Genomic DNA, 20,009 nt, shown 5'->3' on the forward strand with positions numbered 1-20,009 from the left:
AAAAACAATAGGGTTTCCCCATGAATAAGTACCCCCTGTGGAAGTATCTGTTAGTGCTCGTGGTGGCACTGTTCGGAATCATCTACGCGCTGCCTAACCTGTATCCGGATGATCCAGCCTTACAGGTTACCGCCAAAAAAGCCGGTGCTGAGACTGCACCGGACGTGCTGGAGCGCGCCGTTGCCGCCCTCGAGAAATCCGGCATCAGCGTCAAACGCTCGGAATTGCTGCCAGGCTCGGCCTTGATTCGCTTCAATAATGTGGATGACCAGATCAACGCCAAAGACGTGGTGCAGAGCGCTGTCAGTGACGATTATGTGGTGGCCATGAACCTGGCGCCCAATACTCCCGACTGGCTGGTCTCCCTGGGGGCAGGCCCGGTTAAACTGGGTTTGGATCTGCGCGGTGGTGTCCACTTCCTGATGGAAGTGGACATGGCCAAGGCCACCGAGAACAAACTCAAAAATGACCTGAATAATATTCGTGACGGGTTGCGGGAAGAGAAGGTTCGATACAAGCAGGCCAGCAAGGAAGGTGATCAGTTGCGGCTGTCGTTCACCACCGAAGAGCGGGTCAGCCAGGCGCGCAGTCTGCTGCAGAAAGAGTTTCGTGATTACCTGATCCAGGAAGAGCAGGCGGACAATGTTACCACGCTGCTGTTGACGCTGTCTGAGCAGGCCGTTAAAGAGATCAAGGACTATGCCGTCAGCCAGAACCTCACCAGCCTGCGCAACCGGGTGAATGAGTTGGGTGTGGCGGAGCCGGTGGTACAACGCCAGGGGGCCGACCGCATTGTGATCCAGCTGCCCGGCATCCAGGACACTGCAGAAGCCAAACGGATCATCGGGCGGGCGGCCAACCTGGAGTTCCGCATGGTGGATTGGGAAAACGATCCCCTGTCTGTCAGCCGGGCGCCGGTGGGTTCCGAATTCCTGCCCATGCGCAGTACCGGCCAGGGTGTGCTGTTGAAGAAAGACGTGATTGTGACCGGTGACCGGGTGGTGGGTGCCAGTACCGGTTATGACGAAAACGGACGCCCCCAGGTGAACATTGAACTGGACAGTGTCGGTGGCAAGCGCATGTTCCGCACCACCAACAAACACGTGAAGGATTCCATGGCGGTGGTGTTCATTGAGCTGGAGCCAGAGAAACGCACGGTGGTGGTGGACGGTAAAGAAGTAGAAAAAGTCTTCACCAAAGAAACTCGGGAAGTCATCAACGTGGCGACCATCCAAAGTGCCCTCGGTAACAGTTTCCGCATCACCGGCCTCGACAGCCCCGCGGAAGCGAAAGAACTGGCGTTGTTGTTGCGGGCCGGCGCCCTGGCAGCGCCCATGTACTTTGTGGAAGAACGCACCGTGGGCCCCAGCCTGGGGCAGCAGAATATCGAAGCCGGTTTGATGTCATTGGTAACCGGTTTTGCCCTGGTGTTGTTGTTCATGGTGGGCTACTACAAGCTGTTTGGCCTGATTGCCAACGTTGCTCTGGTGCTGAACCTGCTGCTACTGGTGGCCTTTATGTCGATTATCCCCGGTGCGACCCTGTCTTTGCCGGGTATGGCCGGTATCGTGTTGACGGTGGGTATGGCGGTGGACGCCAACGTACTGATCTTTGCCCGTATCCGCGAAGAGATGGCCAACGGGATAACCCCCCATGCGGCCATCAACGCCGGTTATGACCGGGCGTTTCTCACCATTCTGGATGCCAACATTACCACCCTGCTGGTGGGGCTGGTGTTGTTCGCGTTCGGCTCCGGCCCGGTCAAAGGTTTCGCCGTGACCCTCTCCATCGGTATCCTGACGTCCATGTTCACGGCCATCGTCGGTACCCGAGCCATCGTCAACCTGATCTACGGCGGCCGTGCGCTGCAGAAACTGAGCATTTAGGAGGCCCCGCTATGACGAAAACTTCCAGTTATAATTTCATGGCGCCCCGTAAGTTCCTGGGTGCTCTCTCCATCCTGTTGGTGATCGGGTCCCTGGTCTCCATCGCCATTAATTTCCTCGAGCTGGGGCTGGACTTCACCGGTGGAACCCAGATTGAAGTGGAATATGAAACCGCTGCCCAGCTGGAGCCCATTCGAGAGGTGCTGAAAAACAGCGCCTATTCCGACGCCAGCGTGCAGCACTTCGGGCGACCGGAGGAGGTATTGGTACGGGTGCCACCCATCGAGGGTGAGGATAAAGACAAAGTGGGGCAGCAGGTGCTGGCTCAACTGCGGGCCCAGGATCCCGGCGTTAAGCTAAAGCGTGTGGAATTCGTTGGGCCCCAGGTGGGAGAAGAATTGCGGGACAAGAGTGGTATCGCCCTGCTCATCGCGTTGGGTCTGATGCTGATTTATGTCACCTTGCGTTTCCGTTTCAAGTTTGCGGTGGGGGCCGTGGTGGCATTATTCCATGATGTCATCATCACCCTGGGTTTCTTTTCCGTGTCGCGTTTGACCTTCGACCTTACCGCCCTGGCGGCGATATTGGCGGTCATCGGTTATTCCCTTAACGACACCATCGTGGTGTTTGACCGGGTGCGGGAAAACTTTCGCACGGATCGTGGCGGTACCCCGGTGGAGATCATCAACAACTCCCTGAACCAGACCCTGAGCCGGACCTTGATGACATCCTTCACCACGTTACTGGTACTGATTGCGCTGGCGTTTCTCGGTGGTGAACTGATCTACGCCTTTGCGGTGGCGCTCATCGTGGGTATTGTGGTGGGTACGTACTCTTCCATCTACGTGGCCAGTAACCTGCTGTTGGTGCAGAACATCAGTCGCGACGATTTTCTCGAGCAGGAGAAGGTGCTGGACGATATGCCCTGAGGGCGTTGGTGCCTACCTGATCATGATCCATTTCAAGCCGGCGTTACTGCCGGCTTTTTTGTTCCTGTGGTTTGGAGGGGGCGCCCCTGGCCTTATCCGTTAAGTCCGTGGCTGGACTATACTGAGTGGCACAATCAGAAGTCGCCCCGGCGGAGCTTGGGGCAGTGACATTGGGTAGTGCCGTACTCTTGGGATAAGGGTCTTCGCGAGCAGTAATCGAGTTCCAGTTTCTATGTTAAAACAGCGGGTTATGGGCATCTTTTGGGGGCTTGCCGGAGCGTTGTTGTGTCTGTGCAATACGGCCGTGGCCGCCGCAGTGGTCTCGCTGGATGAGGGCGTTGACCAGTTGGCGGTAACCGGCGAATACCTGCAACTGCTGGATGACCCCACCGATTCCCTGTCGATTTACCAAGTCACTACAAATCGTAACACGGATTTCACCCCCGTCACTTCGGACATCATCAACCTGGGACATACCGCCAGTTCAGTCTGGGCAACCTTCTCGGTTCAGACCTCTCCATCGCAGGAAGCCGACCTCAGCCTGGAGCGGGCGTCGCAGGCAGAGCCGGAACACACCTGGTTTCTGGAAGTGGGCTACCCCCTATTGAAGCGGGTGCAGATCTACGTGGTGCAGGGCGGAGAGGTGTTGCAGCAATACGACCTCGGCTATGCCCATCGTATGTCGGCCCGCGATGTCCAGAATCGATTTTTTGTGCAGCCGATTCGTTTGGCCGCAGGTAAGGAATATCAGGTCTACATCAATGTGCAACGCAAAAATGGAAGTGTGCAGTTGCCGATCAAGCTGTACCGCCCCTCTGCTTTTCTGTTGAATGAAATCGAGAGCAACTATGTTTTCGGTCTGTTCTTTGGCATTTTGCTGGCCATGGTGGTGTACAACTCTTACCTGTTTCTGTCGGTGGGGAGTCGGGCCTACTTTTACTACATTCTTTACATTGTGTCGGTAGGCTGTGCCTTCCTCACCACCACCGGCTACGGCTATTTGTTTGTGTGGGGTGAGTTCCCCCTGATTAACGAATACAGCCTGCAGATTCCTTCCACGCTGGCGGCCATTACCGGGCTGTTGTTCGTGCGGCATTTCATCAATGTGCGGCAGTATTATCGTTATATCGATCAGTTTATTTCGTTGATGGTGGGCGTTGGCTGGTTGTTGATTGCCATCAAGTTGTTGACCCCGTATTTTCTCAGCGAAGTCATAACCGCCTACGTGGCCCTGATCAGCGCGGCCATGCCGGTCATGACCTTTCAATGCTACCGCAAAGGCTCCCGTTCCGCCGGTTTCTTCCTGTTGGGTTGGGGCGCGCTGTTGGTGGGGATTCTGCTCTATACCCTGAGCATGCTGGGCTGGTTGTCCACCAATGGGGTGACTACCAATGCGGTGTTGGTGGGGGCCGCCATGGAAACCCTGTTGCTTTCACTGGGTCTGGCGGACCGGATCAATACGGAACGTCGTGCCAAATACCAGGCCCTGGAAGCTCAGCATGCGGCCACACTGCAACTCAAGGATACCGAGCACAAGTTGATGCACCGGGCGTTACACAGTGGCATCACAGGATTGCCCAACCGGATTTTCCTGCGCTCAGCCCTGGACGCCGCGTTCAATGATGCCGAAGAAGAGTTTGTGCTGGTGTTGATCAGCCTGAACAGTTTTCACGAAATCAACAAGACCCTTGGCCACTCCAATGGCGACGCAGTCTTGCGTAAGGTGACCCAACGAATCAACCGCTTCTGTGGTGACGTCGAGCACATCATGATGCTGGAAAAGCACCGCGACGGAGTGCATTATCTGGCGGCCATTGAAGGCATCACCTTTGGGTTTTTCGTGCGTGAGGACAATGTCAGTCGTGTGCAGGAAACGGTGCTGGATTTATTGCGTCAACTGGAGCAGCCGCTGGCGTTCCAGGGGCTCACACTGGACATCGATGCCAGTGCCGGGTTGGCCTGTTTTCCCCACCATGGGCGCGATTGTGAAACCCTGATCCGCAATGCCCATATTGCCCTGGAAGCCGCCTCCGGGCGCCGGGAAAAGTCAGCCCTTTATTCGCAGGAGATCGACCCCTATAGTGAGCGCCGTATCTCTCTGATCGGGGAGTTGCGTAATGCCATCGAGCAGGATCAGTTGCAGCTGTATTTTCAACCCCAGTTGCAACTGGGGTCCGGGCAGGTCAGTGGGGCGGAAGTGTTGATTCGCTGGATTCATCCGGAGTACGGTTTTATTCCCCCGGATGAGTTCATTCCCTTGGCGGAACGCACGGGAGTGATTCATTCACTCACGTACTGGATCTGTCGCAAGGCTTTTGAGTTTAAGCGGGAGCTGGCGACGCAAGGCTACCCGCTAAATCTTTCCATTAACATTTCCGCCCGTAATCTGCAGGATCCGGAGTTCAAGCGCAGCATCTGCCAAATGGCAGAGGAGCAGCGCGTGGACTTGCACGATATTATTATGGAGCTGACGGAGACGGCCATCATGACGGATCCAGACGAAGCGTTGACCATGATGAATGCCCTCAATGAGGCGGGGATTCGGCTTTCCATCGATGATTTCGGCACGGGGTATTCCTCATTGTCGTATCTGAAGAAACTGCCGGTGGACGAACTGAAAATCGATCGCAGTTTTGTGATGGAGATGGCCAGTAACAGCGAGGATCAGCTGTTGGTGAAAACCACATTGAGTATGGGACACCACCTGAGTATGGTGGTGGTGGCCGAAGGAATTGAGGATGAGGCGACCCTGCGTATTCTGAAAGACATGGGTTGCGATCTGGCGCAGGGCTATCACATTGCCCGCCCCATGCCGGGGCAGGACTTCCTGAAGTGGATTGCAGGTCGTGTCACGGGCGGTGATCAATCTTACCGGGGCAGTATGGCCGGGCTCTGATGCTCCCGTTGCAAATGCATTCATTTCGCGCCATAAAAAAAGCCGACCTGCGTCGGCTTTTTTTATGGGCTGGCAGATTTCGGGCCGCTCATCGACGACCGCAAACCGGCATGCTCAATAGCGATGTGGGTCCTGTCTATGCGCCTCCACCTTGATGGGGATCGGCTTCAACTCGGGCTCATTCTGTTGCCAAAAGGGCAGAGCGAAGCTTTGGAAAAAAGCCGTTAAGGACGCTTTGATTTCTTGCCAATTCATACTGAAATCCCTCATGGTGGACGGCTGTTTCCTGCCGCATTGCTTTCAGTATAGCGAAAAAATCCTATTTCGGCAGATGTGGGTGAATGGTCTGTAACATGGCCTTAAACAACTTAGGCGGCGCGCAGACGATATTACCGGTTTTCAGGTGGTCCATTCCCCCTTTGGGGTCGCCGATCAGGCCACCGGCCTCGGCCACCATCAGGGCGCCGGCGGCCATATCCCATTCGGACAAACCAAACTCCCAGAAGCCGTCATAGCGCCCTGCGGCGACGTAGGCCAGATCCAGAGAGGCCGCACCGGCCCGACGGATACCGGCGGTGGTCAGGGTGAAATCGCGGAACATGCCCATATAGCTGTCCAGGATTTTGCTTTGGTCCGGGCGGAAAGGGAAACCGGTGGAGAGCAGGGCGCCTTCCAGTTTGGTACGCTTGCTGACCCGAATGCGGCGGCCATTCATTGAGGCCCCGCGGCCTTTCACCGCCGTGAACTCGTCTTTGGTCACCGGGTTGATGATGACGCCCACTTCCAGCTGGCCCCGGATCTTCAGGGCAATGGAAATGGCGAACTGGGGGATACCGTGGATGAAGTTGGTGGTGCCGTCCAGTGGATCGATGACCCAAACGTAGTCCTTGTCGGCGCCTTCCTGCAGGCCGTTCTCTTCTCCCAGGTAGCAGTGCTGGGGGTAGCGCTTGCGCAATCCCTCAATGATCCGTTCCTCTGAGGCCCGATCCACTTTGGTGACGTAGTCGTTAGTGCCTTTGGCCTGGACATCGATGGATTCCACCTGTTCATAGGCTTTATAAATCATCTCGGCCGTGGTGCGGCCCACTTCCAAAGCGGTGTTCAGCATGGGGTGCATTGATAGACTACCTTATCGTGTAAAGAACGGATCAAAGTTAAAGAGCGGGCCGTAGGGGCTGTGGCGGCGAATGATAGCAGAAAGCGCCCGCGATCCGGAGCAAAATCTGGTACCATCGACGCCCTTTTTTACTCATTCACTACAGATTGGCGAAATCCGATGGAATTACTGCAACGCATCCGCATCGTAATGATCAATACCAGTGACTCCGGCAACATCGGGGCGGCTGCCAGGGCCATGAAAACCATGGGAGTGAGTGATCTGGTGCTGGTGGCGCCCAAGGAGTTTCCTACCGCCAAAGCCACCGCCAGGGCCTCGGGGGCGGCGGACCTGCTGCACCAGGCCCGGGTGGTGGAGACCCTGGATGAAGCCATTGCCGACTGTCAGATGGTGTTCGGTACCAGCGCCCGCATGCGCACCATTCCCTGGCCGCTGATGTCCCCACGGGAGGCCACGCAGCTTGTCCTTAATGAGCCTGAAGGTGCGGATATTGCCGTTGTGTTTGGCAGGGAAGACGCTGGCTTAAACAATGAAGAGCTGCGACGCTGTCATTATCACATCTGCATTCCCGGCAATGAGGCGTATTCGGTGCTGAACGTGGCCGCGGCGGTGCAGGTGATCTGCTATGAAATGCGCATGGCGGCACTGTCACAGGCGGCCGCGTCCAGCGGGCAGGCGCAGGCATCGGATAAGCCCGTGATGCCCCTGGAGATCACGGATTGGGATGAACCCCTGGTGTCAGCAGAGGATATGGAGCGGTTTATGAAGCATTTTGAGGAAACACTGCTTGATATCGGCTTTTTCGACCCCAACAATCCCAAACAGCTGATGACCCGGGCGCGGCGCTTGTTCATGCGCACCCGCATGGACCGACTGGAAATGAATTTGATGCGTGGCGTGTTGTCCACAGTACAGAAGCGTATTAAGGAAAATGATCGCTAAGTTGCCAAGTTAAGGCTAATCAAAGGGTAACCAAAGGAATCCTCATGTTCGAAGGTATTCGCGAAGACATTCAATCGGTGTTTCACCGGGACCCAGCGGCCCGCACCAGCCTGGAAGTGCTGCTGAACTATCCGGGCCTGCACGCCGTGCTCCTGCATCGCCTGGCCCACAAGCTCTGGCGCCTGAATTTCAAACTGTTGGCCCGCTGCGTGTCCAGTTTCTCCCGTTGGTTGACCGGTATTGAGATTCATCCCGGTGCCACCATCGGCCGGCGCTTCTTCATTGATCATGGGATGGGGGTTGTCATCGGGGAAACCGCAGAGGTGGGCGATGATGTGACCATCTATCACGGTGTTACCCTGGGAGGGACCACCTGGAATAAAGGCAAGCGCCATCCTACCTTGTTAAACGGTGTGGTGGTGGGCGCCGGAGCCAAGGTATTGGGCCCCATCACCATCAGTGAAAATGCCCGGGTGGGCTCCAATGCGGTGGTCACCAAGGACGTGCCGGCGGAAGCCACTGTGGTGGGTATTCCGGGCCGTATCATTTGCAAAGACAGCGATGCGGACTGTGCCCGGGAGCAGCAGCGCCAGGCCATGGCCAGCAAAATGGGCTTCGATGCCTATGGCATGACGCCGGACATGCCGGACCCCATCGCCCGTTCGATCCAGAATATGCTCGATCACATGCACATGGTGGATGAGAAAATCAATACCATGAACAAGGCCTTACAGGCCATGGGCAGTGATTGCGGCAGCTCCCTGCCGAAGATTCATGATGACTTGTTCGAAGAAGAGGCGCGGGGCGATCCGGCGGTGGCGCCAACAAAAGTTGACTGATTTAGTAGGGGATAGCAAAATGGGTCCAGTTTGCCATTTGCCTGGCAATGATGTCGAAACGGGAGGCCCTGATTATGAAACTTACCACCAAAGGTCGTTATGCGGTGACTGCCATGCTGGACTTGGCACTGCACGCCAAAGCCGGGCCGGTCAGTCTGGCGGATATCTCGGAGCGTCAGGGCATTTCCATTTCCTACCTTGAGCAGTTGTTCGCGAAATTGCGCAAGAATGAGCTGGTGTCCAGCGTGCGGGGGCCGGGTGGGGGCTACCGCCTGAGCCGTGAGGCGGCAGCGGTCTATGTGGCCCAGATCATTGACGCGGTGGATGAGAAAGTTGACGTTACCCGCTGCAGTGGAAACGGCGACTGCCAGGACGGGGAAACCTGCCTGACCCATGACCTGTGGCAGGACCTGAGCCAGCAGCTGCACGACTTCCTGTCCGGCATCAGCCTGCAGAATCTGGTGGATCGCCAGCATGTGAAAGACGTGGCTGAGCGCCAGGATAAATACCAGCAGGAACGCGCCGCCAGCCCCGTGCGGCTGCCCATCAGCGAAATCAACTGATCCCATAATGACCTCAGGCTGCTTGGATCGGTTTTACCGGTCCACCGGCCTGTCTTATAATCCAGCCCCACATTCCTGTTAGTAGAAGACTTCCCATGCGACCGGTATATCTCGACTACGCTGCCACCACTCCCGTTGATCCGGTTGTGGCGGAGAAAATGGGACATTGCCTGACCCTGGATGGGCTCTTTGCCAACCCGGCTTCCCGCTCCCACATGTATGGTTGGCTGGCGGAAGAGGCCGTGGAAACCGCCCGTCGTCAGGTGGCGGACCTGATCGGCGCGGAGTCCCGCGAGATCGTATGGACCTCCGGGGCTACGGAAGCGGATAACCTGGCCCTCAAGGGGGTGATGGAAGCCTATTCCGACAAGGGTAACCACCTGATCACCTCCACCATAGAACATAAAGCGGTGCTGGATACCTGTCGTTACCTGGAAACACAGCGGGGGTGCCGGGTTACCTACCTGGAACCGGGCGCTGACGGTTTGATCACCCCGCAGCAGGTGATGGGTGCCATTGAGCCGGATACCGTGCTGGTGTCGTTGATGCAGGTGAACAACGAGCTGGGCACATTAACCGATGTGGATGCCATTGCCCGGGTGACCCGTGAGCGCGGAGTGCTATTGCATGTGGACGCCGCCCAGAGCGCCGGCAAGGTGCCCATCAATGTGGCGCAAACCCCGGTGGACCTGATCTCGTTTTCTGCCCACAAAGTCTATGGCCCCAAGGGGATGGGGGCGTTGTATGTGCGCCGTAACCCCCAGGTACGGGTCAGCCCCCAGATTCATGGCGGTGGCCATGAGCGGGGCATGCGTTCGGGTACCTTGGCCACCCACCAGATCGTGGGCATGGGGGAAGCCTTCCGCCTGGCGGGGCAAATGATGGCAGAGGAGGTACCCCGCATTGCGGCCCTGCGACAGCGTTTGTGGTCAGGCCTGGCGGGCCTCGACGGCGTGCGCCTGAATGGCGACCCGCAGCAGCGGGTGTGCGGTATCTTGAATGTGGCCTTTGCCGGCGTGGACGGGGAGACCCTGCTGCTGGCATTGGATGATCTGGCGGTGTCTTCCGGCAGTGCCTGCAACTCGGCGACGGTGGCCCCGTCCTATGTGGTGAAAAGCCTGGGCTTGGAGGACGATCTGGCGTTGGCGTCGGTGCGTTTCTCCCTGGGGCGGTTCACCACAGAAGAGGACATCGACTTCGCCATCCAGCGGGTGACCGAGACAGTCAGCCGTCTGCGCGGTTGATTGTATGCTTCGTCATAAAACCTGCGTATAATCGCCGCTTTCCGCGGGCCAGCTGTTCGCGGTGCTCCGTTCCAGTTTTTAACCCTTTGATATTGAATATAATTTGGAGATAACCATGGCGGTACAACGTACTTTTTCCATCATCAAGCCCGATGCCGTTGCCAAAAATGTGATCGGTGAAATCCTGACCCGCTTTGAAAAAGCCGGCCTGAAAGTCGTTGCTTCCAAAATGGTGCACCTGTCTGAGCAGACTGCCGGTGGTTTCTATGCGGAACACAAAGAGCGTCCTTTCTATGGGGATCTGGTGAAGTTCATGACCTCCGGCCCGGTGGTTGTGCAGGTGTTGGAAGGTGAAAACGCCGTTGCCCTGAACCGGGAGCTGATGGGGGCCACCAACCCCAAGGAAGCGGCTGAGGGAACTATCCGCGCTGATTTCGCTCAAACCATCGATGAGAACGCGGTACACGGTTCGGATTCCGAAACCTCTGCCGCCCGCGAAATCGCCTATTTCTTCGCCGAAAGCGAGCTGTGCCCACGCACGCGATAATTGCTAAAAAACAGCAATTTACGCTACGCTTAATGACAAATGGAGTCTTCATGGCTCCATTTGTTGTATCTAAAAGGCCCGGTTTTGGGGCCAGGACAGGTGTCAAAATGAGCTCAAAAGTGAATCTGTTGGGGATGACGCGCCCGCAAATGGAGGATTTCTTCGAGTCCATCGGAGAAAAGCGTTTTCGTGCCCATCAGGTGATGAAGTGGATCCATTTCTTCGGGGCGGACGACTTTGAGGCCATGACCAACCTGGGTAAGGCACTGCGTGCCAAGCTCTCCGAAACCGCCGAAATCCGTGGTCCGAAAGTGGCTCTGGAACATTTTTCCAATGACGGCACCCGCAAGTGGGTGGTGGAGCTGGATCAGGGTAACAAAGTCGAAACCGTGTTCATCCCCGACGGCAAGCGCGGCACCCTGTGTGTGTCATCCCAGGTGGGCTGTGCCCTGGACTGCAGTTTTTGCTCCACCGGCAAACAGGGCTTTCATCGTGATCTTACCGTGGCGGAAATCATCGGGCAGATGTGGATCGCGCAGCGTTCATTCGGCGCACCGGACAACCGGGGTATCCGCAACATCACCAATGTGGTGATGATGGGAATGGGTGAGCCCCTGCTGAATTTCGAGAACGTCATCAGTGCCATGGAGCTGATGAAAGATGACCTGGGTTATGGTGTGGCCAAAAAGCGCCTGACGCTCAGCACCTCCGGCGTGGTGCCGAAGATGTATGAATTGTATGACCGCATTGACGTGGCGTTGGCGGTCTCCCTGCATGCCCCCAACGATGCGTTGCGGGATGTGCTTGTTCCGGTTAACAAAAAGTACCCTTTGTCGGAATTGATGGCGGCTTGCCGTGAATATGTGGACAAGTTCCCGGACACCCGCAGGGTTACCATGGAATATGTGCTCATTGACGGGGTAAATGATAAATACGAGCATGCGGAGCAGCTGATTGAACTGCTGCAGAACGTGCCTTCCAAAATCAACCTGATTCCGTTTAATCCCTTTCCCAACTCGGGTTACAAGCGTCCTAACGGCATGCGCATCAAGGCCTTCCAGGACCGTTTGATGAAGGCGGGATTTGTCACCACCATCCGCACCACCCGTGGGGATGATATCGATGCAGCCTGCGGACAGTTGGTGGGCAAAGTTCAGGATCGAACTCGACGCTCGGCGCAATGGCAGGCCAAGGTCGCCGCAAAAGGAAAAAAAATACCGGTTCAGCAGACGGGCTCCTGATCACTCAGGCCGTCTGTATTTGACACGTGAGGATAGAGTCAGATTGAAGATGAGGACAGGTCACGAAGCATTGTACCAAGCAATAGGCAAGGCGATATTCACCGGCTCCCGTCGAGCACTGGTGCTGGGGATGTTGGTCCTGCTGGGATTGACCGGGTGTGTCACAGAAACCAATGACCCGTTGGCGCAGAACCGGGATCCCAAGAAAGCCGCCCAGGCCTACGTGGAAGCCGGCACCATGTACATGCAGCGCGGTAACATGGAGCATGCCAACCGCACCCTGACCCGAGCCCACGAAATCGCCCCCAATGACCCTGCGGTGAATAATGCATTGGCGTTGTTCTATTCCATCGAGGGCAACGACGAGCAGGTGGAGCGCCACTTCAAGAAAGCCCTGGCGGAGGATCCGGAGTTTTCCCAGGCCCGCAACAACTATGCGGTGTACCTTTTCGAAAAAGGCAAATACGACGAAGCCATCGTGCAGCTGGAGCGGGTCACCAAGGACTACCGTTATGCCCGTCGTTTCAAAGCGTATGAAAACCTGGGCATCTGCTACCTGAAAAAGCAGGATACGGAGTCGGCCAAGGCCGCTTTCAATCGTGCCCTGCAACTGAATTCCAACCTGCCGGTGTCGTTGCTGGAGATGGCGGAATTATCCCTCACCGAGGGCGATAACAAGCTGGCGTCCCGCTACCTGAAGAAGTATGAATCCATCGCCCCGCCCAGCCCGCGCCAGTTGTGGCTGGGTATCCGGCTGCAGCGGGAACTGGGGGACAAGAACAAACTGGCCAGTTATGAACTAGCCTTAAAGAATATGTTCCCCGGTTCCGCAGAGTACAAAGCATATAAGGCATCCCTCTAAGTCATGACGGCATTACCCGGAAAACCCGCAGCGAACGCCACCCCGGACAATGGTACCGGGATGGACAAGTTGTTGGCGTCTTCCCCCGGTGCGCGTTTGCAACGGGCGCGGGAGGCGGCCAGTCTGAGTGTGACGGAAGCCGCCGATGCCCTGCATTTGTCCCCGGGCGTGGTCAAGGCGTTGGAGGCGGATGATTTTCGGTCCCTGCCCAATGCCACATTCGTAAAAGGCTACATGCGCAGTTACGCCCGTCTGCTGGGGATACCGGGGGAGGAGCTGGTGCGTACCTATGAGTCGATCACCGGCACCAACAAACCCCAACCGGTTACCCCCATCGAAGCACCGCGCACAGGGCCCCGCTTTGCCGGGCCGATCCGGTTTGGTGTGCTGGGTGTCCTGGTGCTGGCGGCAGTATGGTATTTCTGGCCTGCGGCCTCCGAGGAGGAACCGGCGCAGCCCGCAGAGGCGCACAGCAGTGGGCTGGAGGAGGTCGTGACCGTAGCGGAGGAGGCCCCCCAAGACTGGTCCGGTGCGGACCTGGAGCAGGCCGCGATCGATTCGGCAGAACCCAGCCCCCATGACCTGCCGGGGGATGCGGGGGCGGACAACCAATGGGTGGATGTGGAGCCAGTGGTTGCCTCTACGCCGGTGACTTCGGGTCCGGCTTCTGCGGTGGTGCCCGAGCCTTTTGAGTCGGTGCCTTCAGAGGCGGTGGCTGGTGCATCGGCTCCCTCTGCATCAACCGCTGCTGAATTGCCCCCCAGCGAGCGCGCTCTGCCGTCCGGTGCGGGGTCTGTGGCTCCTGCGGCGCCAGGGGCGTATGACCCGGCCGGAGCAGAAGGCCATGTCACCATGCATTTCACCGGGGACTGTTGGGTGGAGGTTCGTGACGGGGCCGGCACCCTGATCTATTCCAACCTCAAGCGCAATGGGGAATCCCTCACCGTCAAGGGCATGCCGCCTCTCGAGGCCAAGCTGGGTAACGGGAATGTCGTCTCCCTCAGCTACAATGATCAGCCGGTTTCGTTCCATATTCCTCCCCATAACGTGGTGCGGGTGCGTCTGGGGGATTAGATTGCCCGCCGCCTGCATGGCATTACACCGCAATAAGCCTTAACATACCGCCCTGCAAACCGGGTAGGAGTTCATCATGCACATCGAGTCACCAATTAAACGCCGTCAATCCCGCCAGATCATGGTGGGGAATGTGCCCGTGGGTGGTGGAGCCCCGATCAGTGTGCAGAGCATGACCAATACCGAAACCTGTGATGTGGCGGCTACCGTGGGCCAAATCCGGCGCCTGGAAGACGCCGGGGTGGATATCGTGCGGGTGTCCGTGCCCAGCATGGAGGCCGCAGACGCCTTTGGCGAGATCAAGAAACAGGTATCTGTGCCCCTGGTGGCGGACATCCATTTTGATTATAAGATTGCTCTGGCCGTGGCCGAAAAAGGCGTCGACTGCCTGCGCATCAACCCGGGCAACATCGGGCGCGAAGACCGGGTGCGGGCGGTGGTGGATGCCGCGCGGGACAAGAACATTCCCATCCGCATCGGCGTCAATGCCGGTTCACTGGAAAAAGACCTGCAGAAAAAATACGGCGAGCCCACGCCGGCGGCACTGGTGGAATCGGCCATGCGTCACGTGGACATCCTGGACAAACTCGACTTCCAGAATTTCAAGCTGAGCCTCAAGGCCTCCAACGTCTTTATGACGGTGGACGCTTATCGGCTCATCGCCGCCCAGATCGACAATCCCCTGCACCTGGGGGTGACGGAAGCGGGCGGCCTGCGTTCGGGCACCGTCAAGTCCGCCATTGCCCTGGGGGCCCTGCTGCTGGACGGCATTGGTGATACCCTGCGGATTTCCCTGGCGGCGGACCCGGTGGAAGAGGTCAAAGTAGGCTTTGATATTCTTAAAAGCCTGGGGCTGCGCACCAAGGGCATCAATTTCATTGCCTGCCCCAGCTGCTCACGTCAGAACTTTGATGTGATCAGTACCGTGAATGCCCTGGAATCCCGCCTGGAGGACATCAAGACGCCCCTGGACGTGGCCATCATCGGCTGTGTGGTGAACGGTCCCGGCGAAGCCAAGGAGGCCCATATCGGACTGACCGGCGGCAGCCCCAACAACCTTATCTTTCGCGAAGGTAAACCCAGCCATAAGGTGGATAACGCCGACCTGATCGAGGAGCTGGAAAAAGTGATCCGGGCCAAGGCGGAAGAGGTGGATGCTGCTGGCGGTGATGGCCCCGTAAAAATAACACTCGGCGCCTGATCTGGCATATAATCGGCCGCTTTTAAACTTCCGTGTCAGCGAAATCAGTTAGGAACATCAGCATTGAGCAAGCGAATTAAAGCGATCCGCGGCATGAACGATATCCTGCCGCAGGATTCTGCTGTATGGCAGTACTTTGAAGGGACCGTGCGTGCGCTGTTGAACCAATACAGCTACGGCGAGATCCGGTTGCCGATTGTGGAGTCCACGGACCTGTTCAAGCGCTCCATCGGCGAAGTCACCGACATCGTTGAAAAAGAAATGTACACCTTTGAGGACCGCAATCAGGAGAGCCTGACATTGCGACCTGAGGGGACGGCCGGCTGCGTGCGGGCCGGCGAGGAACACGGCCTGCTTTATAACCAGGTGCAGCGTTTCTGGTATATGGGCCCCATGTTCCGCTATGAGAAGCCGCAAAAAGGCCGTTATCGCCAGTTCCACCAGATTGGGGTGGAAACCTTTGGCATGGCCGGACCGGATATCGATGCCGAGCTGATTATCATGACGGCGCGCTTGTGGAAAACGTTGGGTATTGCCGATCAGGTGACATTGCAGTTGAACAGCCTGGGTTCCAACGAAGCCCGTGCCGAATTCCGCGATGCCCTGGTGGCATTCCTAAAACTGCACTTCGACCAGTTGGACGAAGACAGCCAGCGGCGCCTGGAGTCCAACCCCCTGCGGGTGCTGGACAGTAAGGACGCAGGCACCCAGGCGGTGTTGCAGGACGCCCCCAGCCTCCACGACTACCTGGACGATGAATCCCGTACGCACTTTGAGCAATTGAGGGCGGCTCTGGACGCGGCCGGGGTGGCCTATGAGATCAACCCGAATCTGGTACGTGGCCTCGATTACTACTGCAAAACCGTTTTCGAGTGGGTGACCGATGCACTGGGGGCCCAGGGCACCGTGTGTGCCGGTGGCCGTTACGATGGCCTGGTGCAGCAATTGGGTGGGAAAGCCACGCCGGCAGTGGGCTTCGCCATGGGTATTGAGCGTCTGGTGTTGTTGCTGGAAGCCTGTGATGTGGTGGGGCACATCCGTCGTACGCCGGATATTTATGTGATGTCCGAGGACGCCATCCAGGGATTACTGTTGGCAGAAAGTGTACGAAACCAATTGCCCGGCCTGCGTGTCCAATGCCACTGCGGCGGTGGCAAGTTCAAGAAACAGATCAAGAAAGCCGATGATTCCGGTGCCCGCATTGCTTTGTTGCTGGGAGCCGACGAAATCCAGAACCGGCAGGTGACCGTCAAATTCCTGCGTGAGCAGCGCGACCAGGTGGTTATCCCGCAGGACCAAATTCAAACCTTTTTTGCAGAAAACCTGATCAGCCAGGAGTCATAACGTGGACGTTTACACTACCGAAGAACAACAAATAGAAGCGATCAAAAAATGGTGGCAGACCAATGGCAACAGTGTGCTGATCGGTATCGCCCTGGCCATTGCGGCGGTGCTGGGCTACCAGTACTGGACTCAGAATGAGCAGGCAAACAGTGAAGCGGCCGCGGTGCTCTACGGCCAGGTGGTGGAAGCCGCCAATCAGGCTGAGCAAAACCGCTTACAGGGCAATAATGCTGAGCTGGAAGGCCAACTGGCTACTCTGAACCATTTGGGCGAGCAGCTCAAATCCGATTTTGCCAGCAGTGAATACGCTGTATTTGGCGCCTTGATGCTGGCCAAACAGGCCGTGATGGAGGGCAAGCCGGAAGCGGCGGAAACCCAGTTGCGCTGGGCCATGGAGCACACCGTGAGCGACGCCACCCGACTGATCGCCAATCTGCGCCTGGCCCGGGTGCTGGCTGCCCGCGGGCAATACGATGCTGCCTTGCAGGCCCTGGATGCTGTTGAGCCTGGCGTGCAGGGGGATGCCTATGAAGAGGTACGTGGCGATATTTATGTGGCCATGGGCGAACAGGACAAAGCCCGCGACGCCTATAAGAAAGCCATGGATTTGAGCGCAGACCGTAATGAAGGCCAGAGCCGTCCGATCCTGAAGTTCAAATACGACAATCTGCTGGTGGCGGGTAACTGATGCGCAACCGGTTCCTGTTATGTCTGCTGCCCCTGTTGCTGTGGGGCTGCAGCAGCGACGATAGCGTCATCCAGCCTGCCCCCTTACCCCAGTTCAAGGCTGAGATCGACATCAAGAAACTGTGGACCAACCGCGTTGGCGAAGGGGTCGGGGAGATTTATCTGAATCTCAAACCGGCGGTCACCGAACGCTGGGTGTTTGCGGCCTCCCATGAAGGTCTGGTGTACAAGCTGGATCGTAGCACCGGTAAGCGGGAGTGGAGTGTGGACCTGAAGCGTCGGATCACCGGCGGTGTGGCGGCGGCTTACGGCATGGTGGCGGTGGGTTCCGCCAACGGCGAAATCCTGGTGTTGAACGAAGAGGACGGCAGTACCCTGTGGGAGAAATCCCTGGGTGGGCAGATTCTGTCGGCGCCGGCATTTGGCAGCAGCCGGTTGGTGGTACAGACCATTGACGGCCGGCTGCACGGCCTGGATCGTACCGATGGCTCCGTGGTCTGGCTGTTTGATACCAGCATTCCGATCCTGACCCTGCGCGGCGAAAGCAGCCCGGTGGTCATGGGGGGCGCGACCCTGGCGGGCTTCGCCAACGGAAAGCTGGTGGCACTGGACACTGAAACCGGCTTTGTGGCCTGGGAGCGTCTCATTGGTGAACCCAAGGGACGGTCCGAGTTGGAACGCTTGATCGACCTGGACGGCCGGTTCTGGGTATCCGACAAGATTGTCTACGCAGTGACTTATCAGGGCGGTCTGGCGGCCATCGATATTCCTTCCGGCCGGGTGCTGTGGACCAAGCCGGTATCCTCCTATGCTGGTGTCTCTGAGTTCCTGTCCCAGCTGTATGTGGTGGACGAGGACAGCGTGTTGTACGCCAAGGATTCGGTGTCCGGCACCGATATCTGGCAGCAGGAGAGCCTCAAAGGGCGTGGATTGGGAGCTCCCACCGCCTACGATCGTTATGTTCTGGTGGGGGACTTTGAAGGGTTTCTCTACTGGCTGTCCTATCGGGATGGCAAGTTCCTGGCGCGTGCCAAAGTGGGAATCAATCGTTATCAATATGCCAATTCGAAAGCGCAGTCCCTGCGTCACGTAACGGATCCGGCAGATGGCCTGCGGGCAGAGCCGGTGGTGTATGATGATATCGTGTATGTACAGGGCAACAGCGGGGAGCTGGCTGCCTATAAAGTTGTCGAGGCAAAATGAAACCGGTAATTGCGCTGGTCGGCCGCCCCAATGTGGGCAAATCCACCCTGTTTAACCGTTTAACCCGCAGTCGGGATGCCATTGTGGCGGATATGCCGGGGCTGACCCGTGACCGCCAGTATGGTGATGCCCGGGTCGGTGAGCGGGAATTCATCGTCATTGATACCGGTGGTATTTCCGGCGATGAGGAGGGCATCGACAGCTACATGCGTGATCAGTCCATGCAGGCGGTGGAAGAAGCGCACATGGTACTGTTCATGGTGGACGCCCAGGCCGGCGTGACGGCGGCGGACGAGACCCTGGCGCAGATCCTGCGGGCCCGCCAGAAACCGGTGATGCTGGTGGTCAACAAGATCGACGGCCAGAACCAGGACGTGGTGGTGGCGGATTTCTTCAGCCTGGGGCTGGGTGATCCCCTGGCCATTGCAGCGGCACATGGGCGTGGCGTGAGCCAGCTCATTGATCACGTGTTTGAAGAGCTGCCGGAAGCCCTGCAGTTGTCGGCAGAAGCGCAGGAAGTGGCGGACAAGGGCATCAAAATGGCCATTGTGGGGCGCCCCAATGTGGGCAAATCCACCCTGGTGAACCGCATGTTGGGTGAGGATCGGGTGGTGGTGTTCGATATGCCCGGCACCACCCGCGACAGTGTTTACATTCCCTATGAGCGCCACGGCCAGCGTTACACCATCATTGACACCGCCGGTGTGCGCAAGCGCGGACGGGTCAATGAAGCGGTGGAAAAGTTCTCGGTGATCAAAACCCTGCAGGCGGTGGAAGACGCCAATGTGGTGGTGATGGTGCTGGATGCCCGGGAAAACATTGTGGAGCAGGATCTGCATTTGCTGGGCTTTGTGCTGGAAACTGGCCGCTCACTGGTGATTGCCATCAACAAGTGGGATGGCATGGAGGCCGAGGCCAAGGAACGCATCAAGATTGAACTTCAGCGCCGCCTGGTGTTTGTGGATTTTGCCAAGATCCATTTTATCTCCGCCAAACACGGTACCGGGGTGGGTGAGCTCTACAAATCCATCCAGAAAGCCTATGAGAGCGCGTTCAAGAAGCTGTCCACGCCGTTTTTGACCAAAATCCTCGAAGACGCCCTGTCGGACCACCAGCCACCCATGGTCAATGGCCGCCGCATCAAGCTGCGCTATGCCCATATGGGAGGCAGCAATCCACCTTTGGTGGTGATCCACGGGAATCAGACCGAAAGTGTACCCAAATCCTATAAGCGCTATCTTGAAAACACCTTCCGTCGGGTGATGGACATCGAAGGCACGCCGATCCGCATTGAGTTCAAAACCGGTGAAAATCCTTTTGCTGGCCGCCGTAACACTTTGACGCCACGGCAAATTCACAAGAAGAAGCGGATGGTGGCCCATCATAAAAAGCTGGAGAAGAAAAAGAAAAAACGCTAAGGTCAGTGGTTCAGTG

General features: G+C 57.4%; 17 protein-coding genes. 16 read left to right on the forward strand and 1 reads right to left on the reverse strand.

The window, feature by feature from the left end:
* Positions 1-20: 20 nt before the first annotated feature.
* The 3 genes from secD (at position 21) to D9N14_RS14890 (ending at position 5,711) form a co-directional block, all read left to right on the forward strand.
* Entirely contained in the window at positions 21-1,886 is a 1,866-nt protein-coding gene (gene secD / locus D9N14_RS14880; RefSeq protein ID WP_290581071.1) for a protein translocase subunit SecD, read from the forward strand.
* A gap of 11 nt (positions 1,887-1,897) precedes the next feature.
* Positions 1,898-2,815, forward strand: coding sequence for a protein translocase subunit SecF (gene secF, locus D9N14_RS14885; RefSeq protein ID WP_290581073.1), 918 nt, complete (start codon positions 1,898-1,900; stop codon positions 2,813-2,815).
* Positions 2,816-3,065: 250 nt separating this feature from the next.
* On the forward strand, positions 3,066-5,711 hold the full coding sequence (locus D9N14_RS14890) for an EAL domain-containing protein (protein WP_290581075.1): 2,646 nt from the start codon (positions 3,066-3,068) through the stop codon (positions 5,709-5,711).
* 319 nt (positions 5,712-6,030) lie between these two features.
* Here D9N14_RS14890 and D9N14_RS14895 read toward each other — a convergent pair whose 3' ends face one another.
* Positions 6,031-6,828: an inositol monophosphatase family protein gene (locus D9N14_RS14895; protein WP_290581077.1), complete on the reverse strand. Its 798-nt coding sequence runs from the start codon at positions 6,826-6,828 to the stop codon at positions 6,031-6,033.
* Positions 6,829-6,987: 159 nt separating this feature from the next.
* Between D9N14_RS14895 and D9N14_RS14900 the strand changes: the two genes are divergently transcribed.
* The 13 genes from D9N14_RS14900 to der all read left to right on the forward strand — a co-directional run bounded on the left by D9N14_RS14900 (position 6,988) and on the right by der (position 19,993).
* A complete protein-coding gene (locus D9N14_RS14900) occupies positions 6,988-7,770 on the forward strand; it encodes an RNA methyltransferase (protein ID WP_290581079.1) in 783 nt (260 codons plus the stop codon).
* 44 nt (positions 7,771-7,814) lie between these two features.
* Entirely contained in the window at positions 7,815-8,609 is a 795-nt protein-coding gene (cysE, locus tag D9N14_RS14905) for a serine O-acetyltransferase (RefSeq protein WP_290581081.1), read from the forward strand.
* A 74-nt stretch (positions 8,610-8,683) separates the two neighbouring features.
* Positions 8,684-9,172 (forward strand): Fe-S cluster assembly transcriptional regulator IscR, encoded by a 489-nt coding sequence (gene iscR, locus D9N14_RS14910; protein ID WP_290581083.1) that lies wholly within the window; start codon positions 8,684-8,686, stop codon positions 9,170-9,172.
* Between the two features lie 95 nt (positions 9,173-9,267).
* Entirely contained in the window at positions 9,268-10,416 is a 1,149-nt protein-coding gene (locus D9N14_RS14915; protein ID WP_290581085.1) for an IscS subfamily cysteine desulfurase, read from the forward strand.
* Between the two features lie 115 nt (positions 10,417-10,531).
* Positions 10,532-10,963, forward strand: coding sequence for a nucleoside-diphosphate kinase (gene ndk / locus D9N14_RS14920; RefSeq protein ID WP_290581087.1), 432 nt, complete (start codon positions 10,532-10,534; stop codon positions 10,961-10,963).
* A 107-nt stretch (positions 10,964-11,070) separates the two neighbouring features.
* Entirely contained in the window at positions 11,071-12,204 is a 1,134-nt protein-coding gene (gene rlmN, locus D9N14_RS14925) for a 23S rRNA (adenine(2503)-C(2))-methyltransferase RlmN (RefSeq protein ID WP_290581089.1), read from the forward strand.
* 70 nt (positions 12,205-12,274) lie between these two features.
* Positions 12,275-13,066, forward strand: coding sequence for a type IV pilus biogenesis/stability protein PilW (gene pilW, locus D9N14_RS14930; protein ID WP_290581091.1), 792 nt, complete (start codon positions 12,275-12,277; stop codon positions 13,064-13,066).
* Between the two features lie 3 nt (positions 13,067-13,069).
* A complete protein-coding gene (locus D9N14_RS14935) occupies positions 13,070-14,140 on the forward strand; it encodes a RodZ domain-containing protein (protein ID WP_290581093.1) in 1,071 nt (356 codons plus the stop codon).
* A 76-nt stretch (positions 14,141-14,216) separates the two neighbouring features.
* On the forward strand, positions 14,217-15,341 hold the full coding sequence (gene ispG / locus D9N14_RS14940; RefSeq protein ID WP_290581095.1) for a flavodoxin-dependent (E)-4-hydroxy-3-methylbut-2-enyl-diphosphate synthase: 1,125 nt from the start codon (positions 14,217-14,219) through the stop codon (positions 15,339-15,341).
* Positions 15,342-15,404: 63 nt separating this feature from the next.
* Positions 15,405-16,685, forward strand: coding sequence for a histidine--tRNA ligase (hisS, locus tag D9N14_RS14945; RefSeq protein ID WP_290581097.1), 1,281 nt, complete (start codon positions 15,405-15,407; stop codon positions 16,683-16,685).
* Position 16,686: 1 nt separating this feature from the next.
* Positions 16,687-17,373: a YfgM family protein gene (locus D9N14_RS14950; protein WP_290581099.1), complete on the forward strand. Its 687-nt coding sequence runs from the start codon at positions 16,687-16,689 to the stop codon at positions 17,371-17,373.
* Positions 17,373-18,575 (forward strand): outer membrane protein assembly factor BamB, encoded by a 1,203-nt coding sequence (gene bamB, locus D9N14_RS14955; protein WP_290581101.1) that lies wholly within the window; start codon positions 17,373-17,375, stop codon positions 18,573-18,575. The genes D9N14_RS14950 and bamB overlap by 1 nt, the downstream gene beginning before the upstream one ends.
* On the forward strand, positions 18,572-19,993 hold the full coding sequence (gene der, locus D9N14_RS14960; protein WP_290581103.1) for a ribosome biogenesis GTPase Der: 1,422 nt from the start codon (positions 18,572-18,574) through the stop codon (positions 19,991-19,993). Before bamB ends, der begins: the two co-directional genes overlap by 4 nt.
* The last annotated feature ends 16 nt before the right edge of the window (positions 19,994-20,009 follow it).

This window comes from Ketobacter sp. (genome assembly GCF_003671495.1).
Taxonomy (GTDB): Bacteria; Pseudomonadota; Gammaproteobacteria; order Pseudomonadales; family Ketobacteraceae; genus Ketobacter.

Bases quoted from the DNA above. Each gene is read 5' to 3' on its own strand.
- D9N14_RS14935 (WP_290581093.1), top strand. From the start codon at position 13,070: ATGACGGCATTACCCGGAAAACCCGCAGCGAACGCCACCCCGGACAAT.
- D9N14_RS14895 (WP_290581077.1), bottom strand. From the start codon at position 6,828: ATGCACCCCATGCTGAACACCGCTTTGGAAGTGGGCCGCACCACGGCC.
- secF (WP_290581073.1), top strand. From the start codon at position 1,898: ATGACGAAAACTTCCAGTTATAATTTCATGGCGCCCCGTAAGTTCCTG.
- bamB (WP_290581101.1), top strand. From the start codon at position 17,373: ATGCGCAACCGGTTCCTGTTATGTCTGCTGCCCCTGTTGCTGTGGGGC.
- ndk (WP_290581087.1), top strand. From the start codon at position 10,532: ATGGCGGTACAACGTACTTTTTCCATCATCAAGCCCGATGCCGTTGCC.
- D9N14_RS14915 (WP_290581085.1), top strand. From the start codon at position 9,268: ATGCGACCGGTATATCTCGACTACGCTGCCACCACTCCCGTTGATCCG.
- D9N14_RS14890 (WP_290581075.1), top strand. From the start codon at position 3,066: ATGGGCATCTTTTGGGGGCTTGCCGGAGCGTTGTTGTGTCTGTGCAAT.
- D9N14_RS14900 (WP_290581079.1), top strand. From the start codon at position 6,988: ATGGAATTACTGCAACGCATCCGCATCGTAATGATCAATACCAGTGAC.
- iscR (WP_290581083.1), top strand. From the start codon at position 8,684: ATGAAACTTACCACCAAAGGTCGTTATGCGGTGACTGCCATGCTGGAC.
- der (WP_290581103.1), top strand. From the start codon at position 18,572: ATGAAACCGGTAATTGCGCTGGTCGGCCGCCCCAATGTGGGCAAATCC.
- cysE (WP_290581081.1), top strand. From the start codon at position 7,815: ATGTTCGAAGGTATTCGCGAAGACATTCAATCGGTGTTTCACCGGGAC.
- ispG (WP_290581095.1), top strand. From the start codon at position 14,217: ATGCACATCGAGTCACCAATTAAACGCCGTCAATCCCGCCAGATCATG.
- rlmN (WP_290581089.1), top strand. From the start codon at position 11,071: ATGAGCTCAAAAGTGAATCTGTTGGGGATGACGCGCCCGCAAATGGAG.
- secD (WP_290581071.1), top strand. From the start codon at position 21: ATGAATAAGTACCCCCTGTGGAAGTATCTGTTAGTGCTCGTGGTGGCA.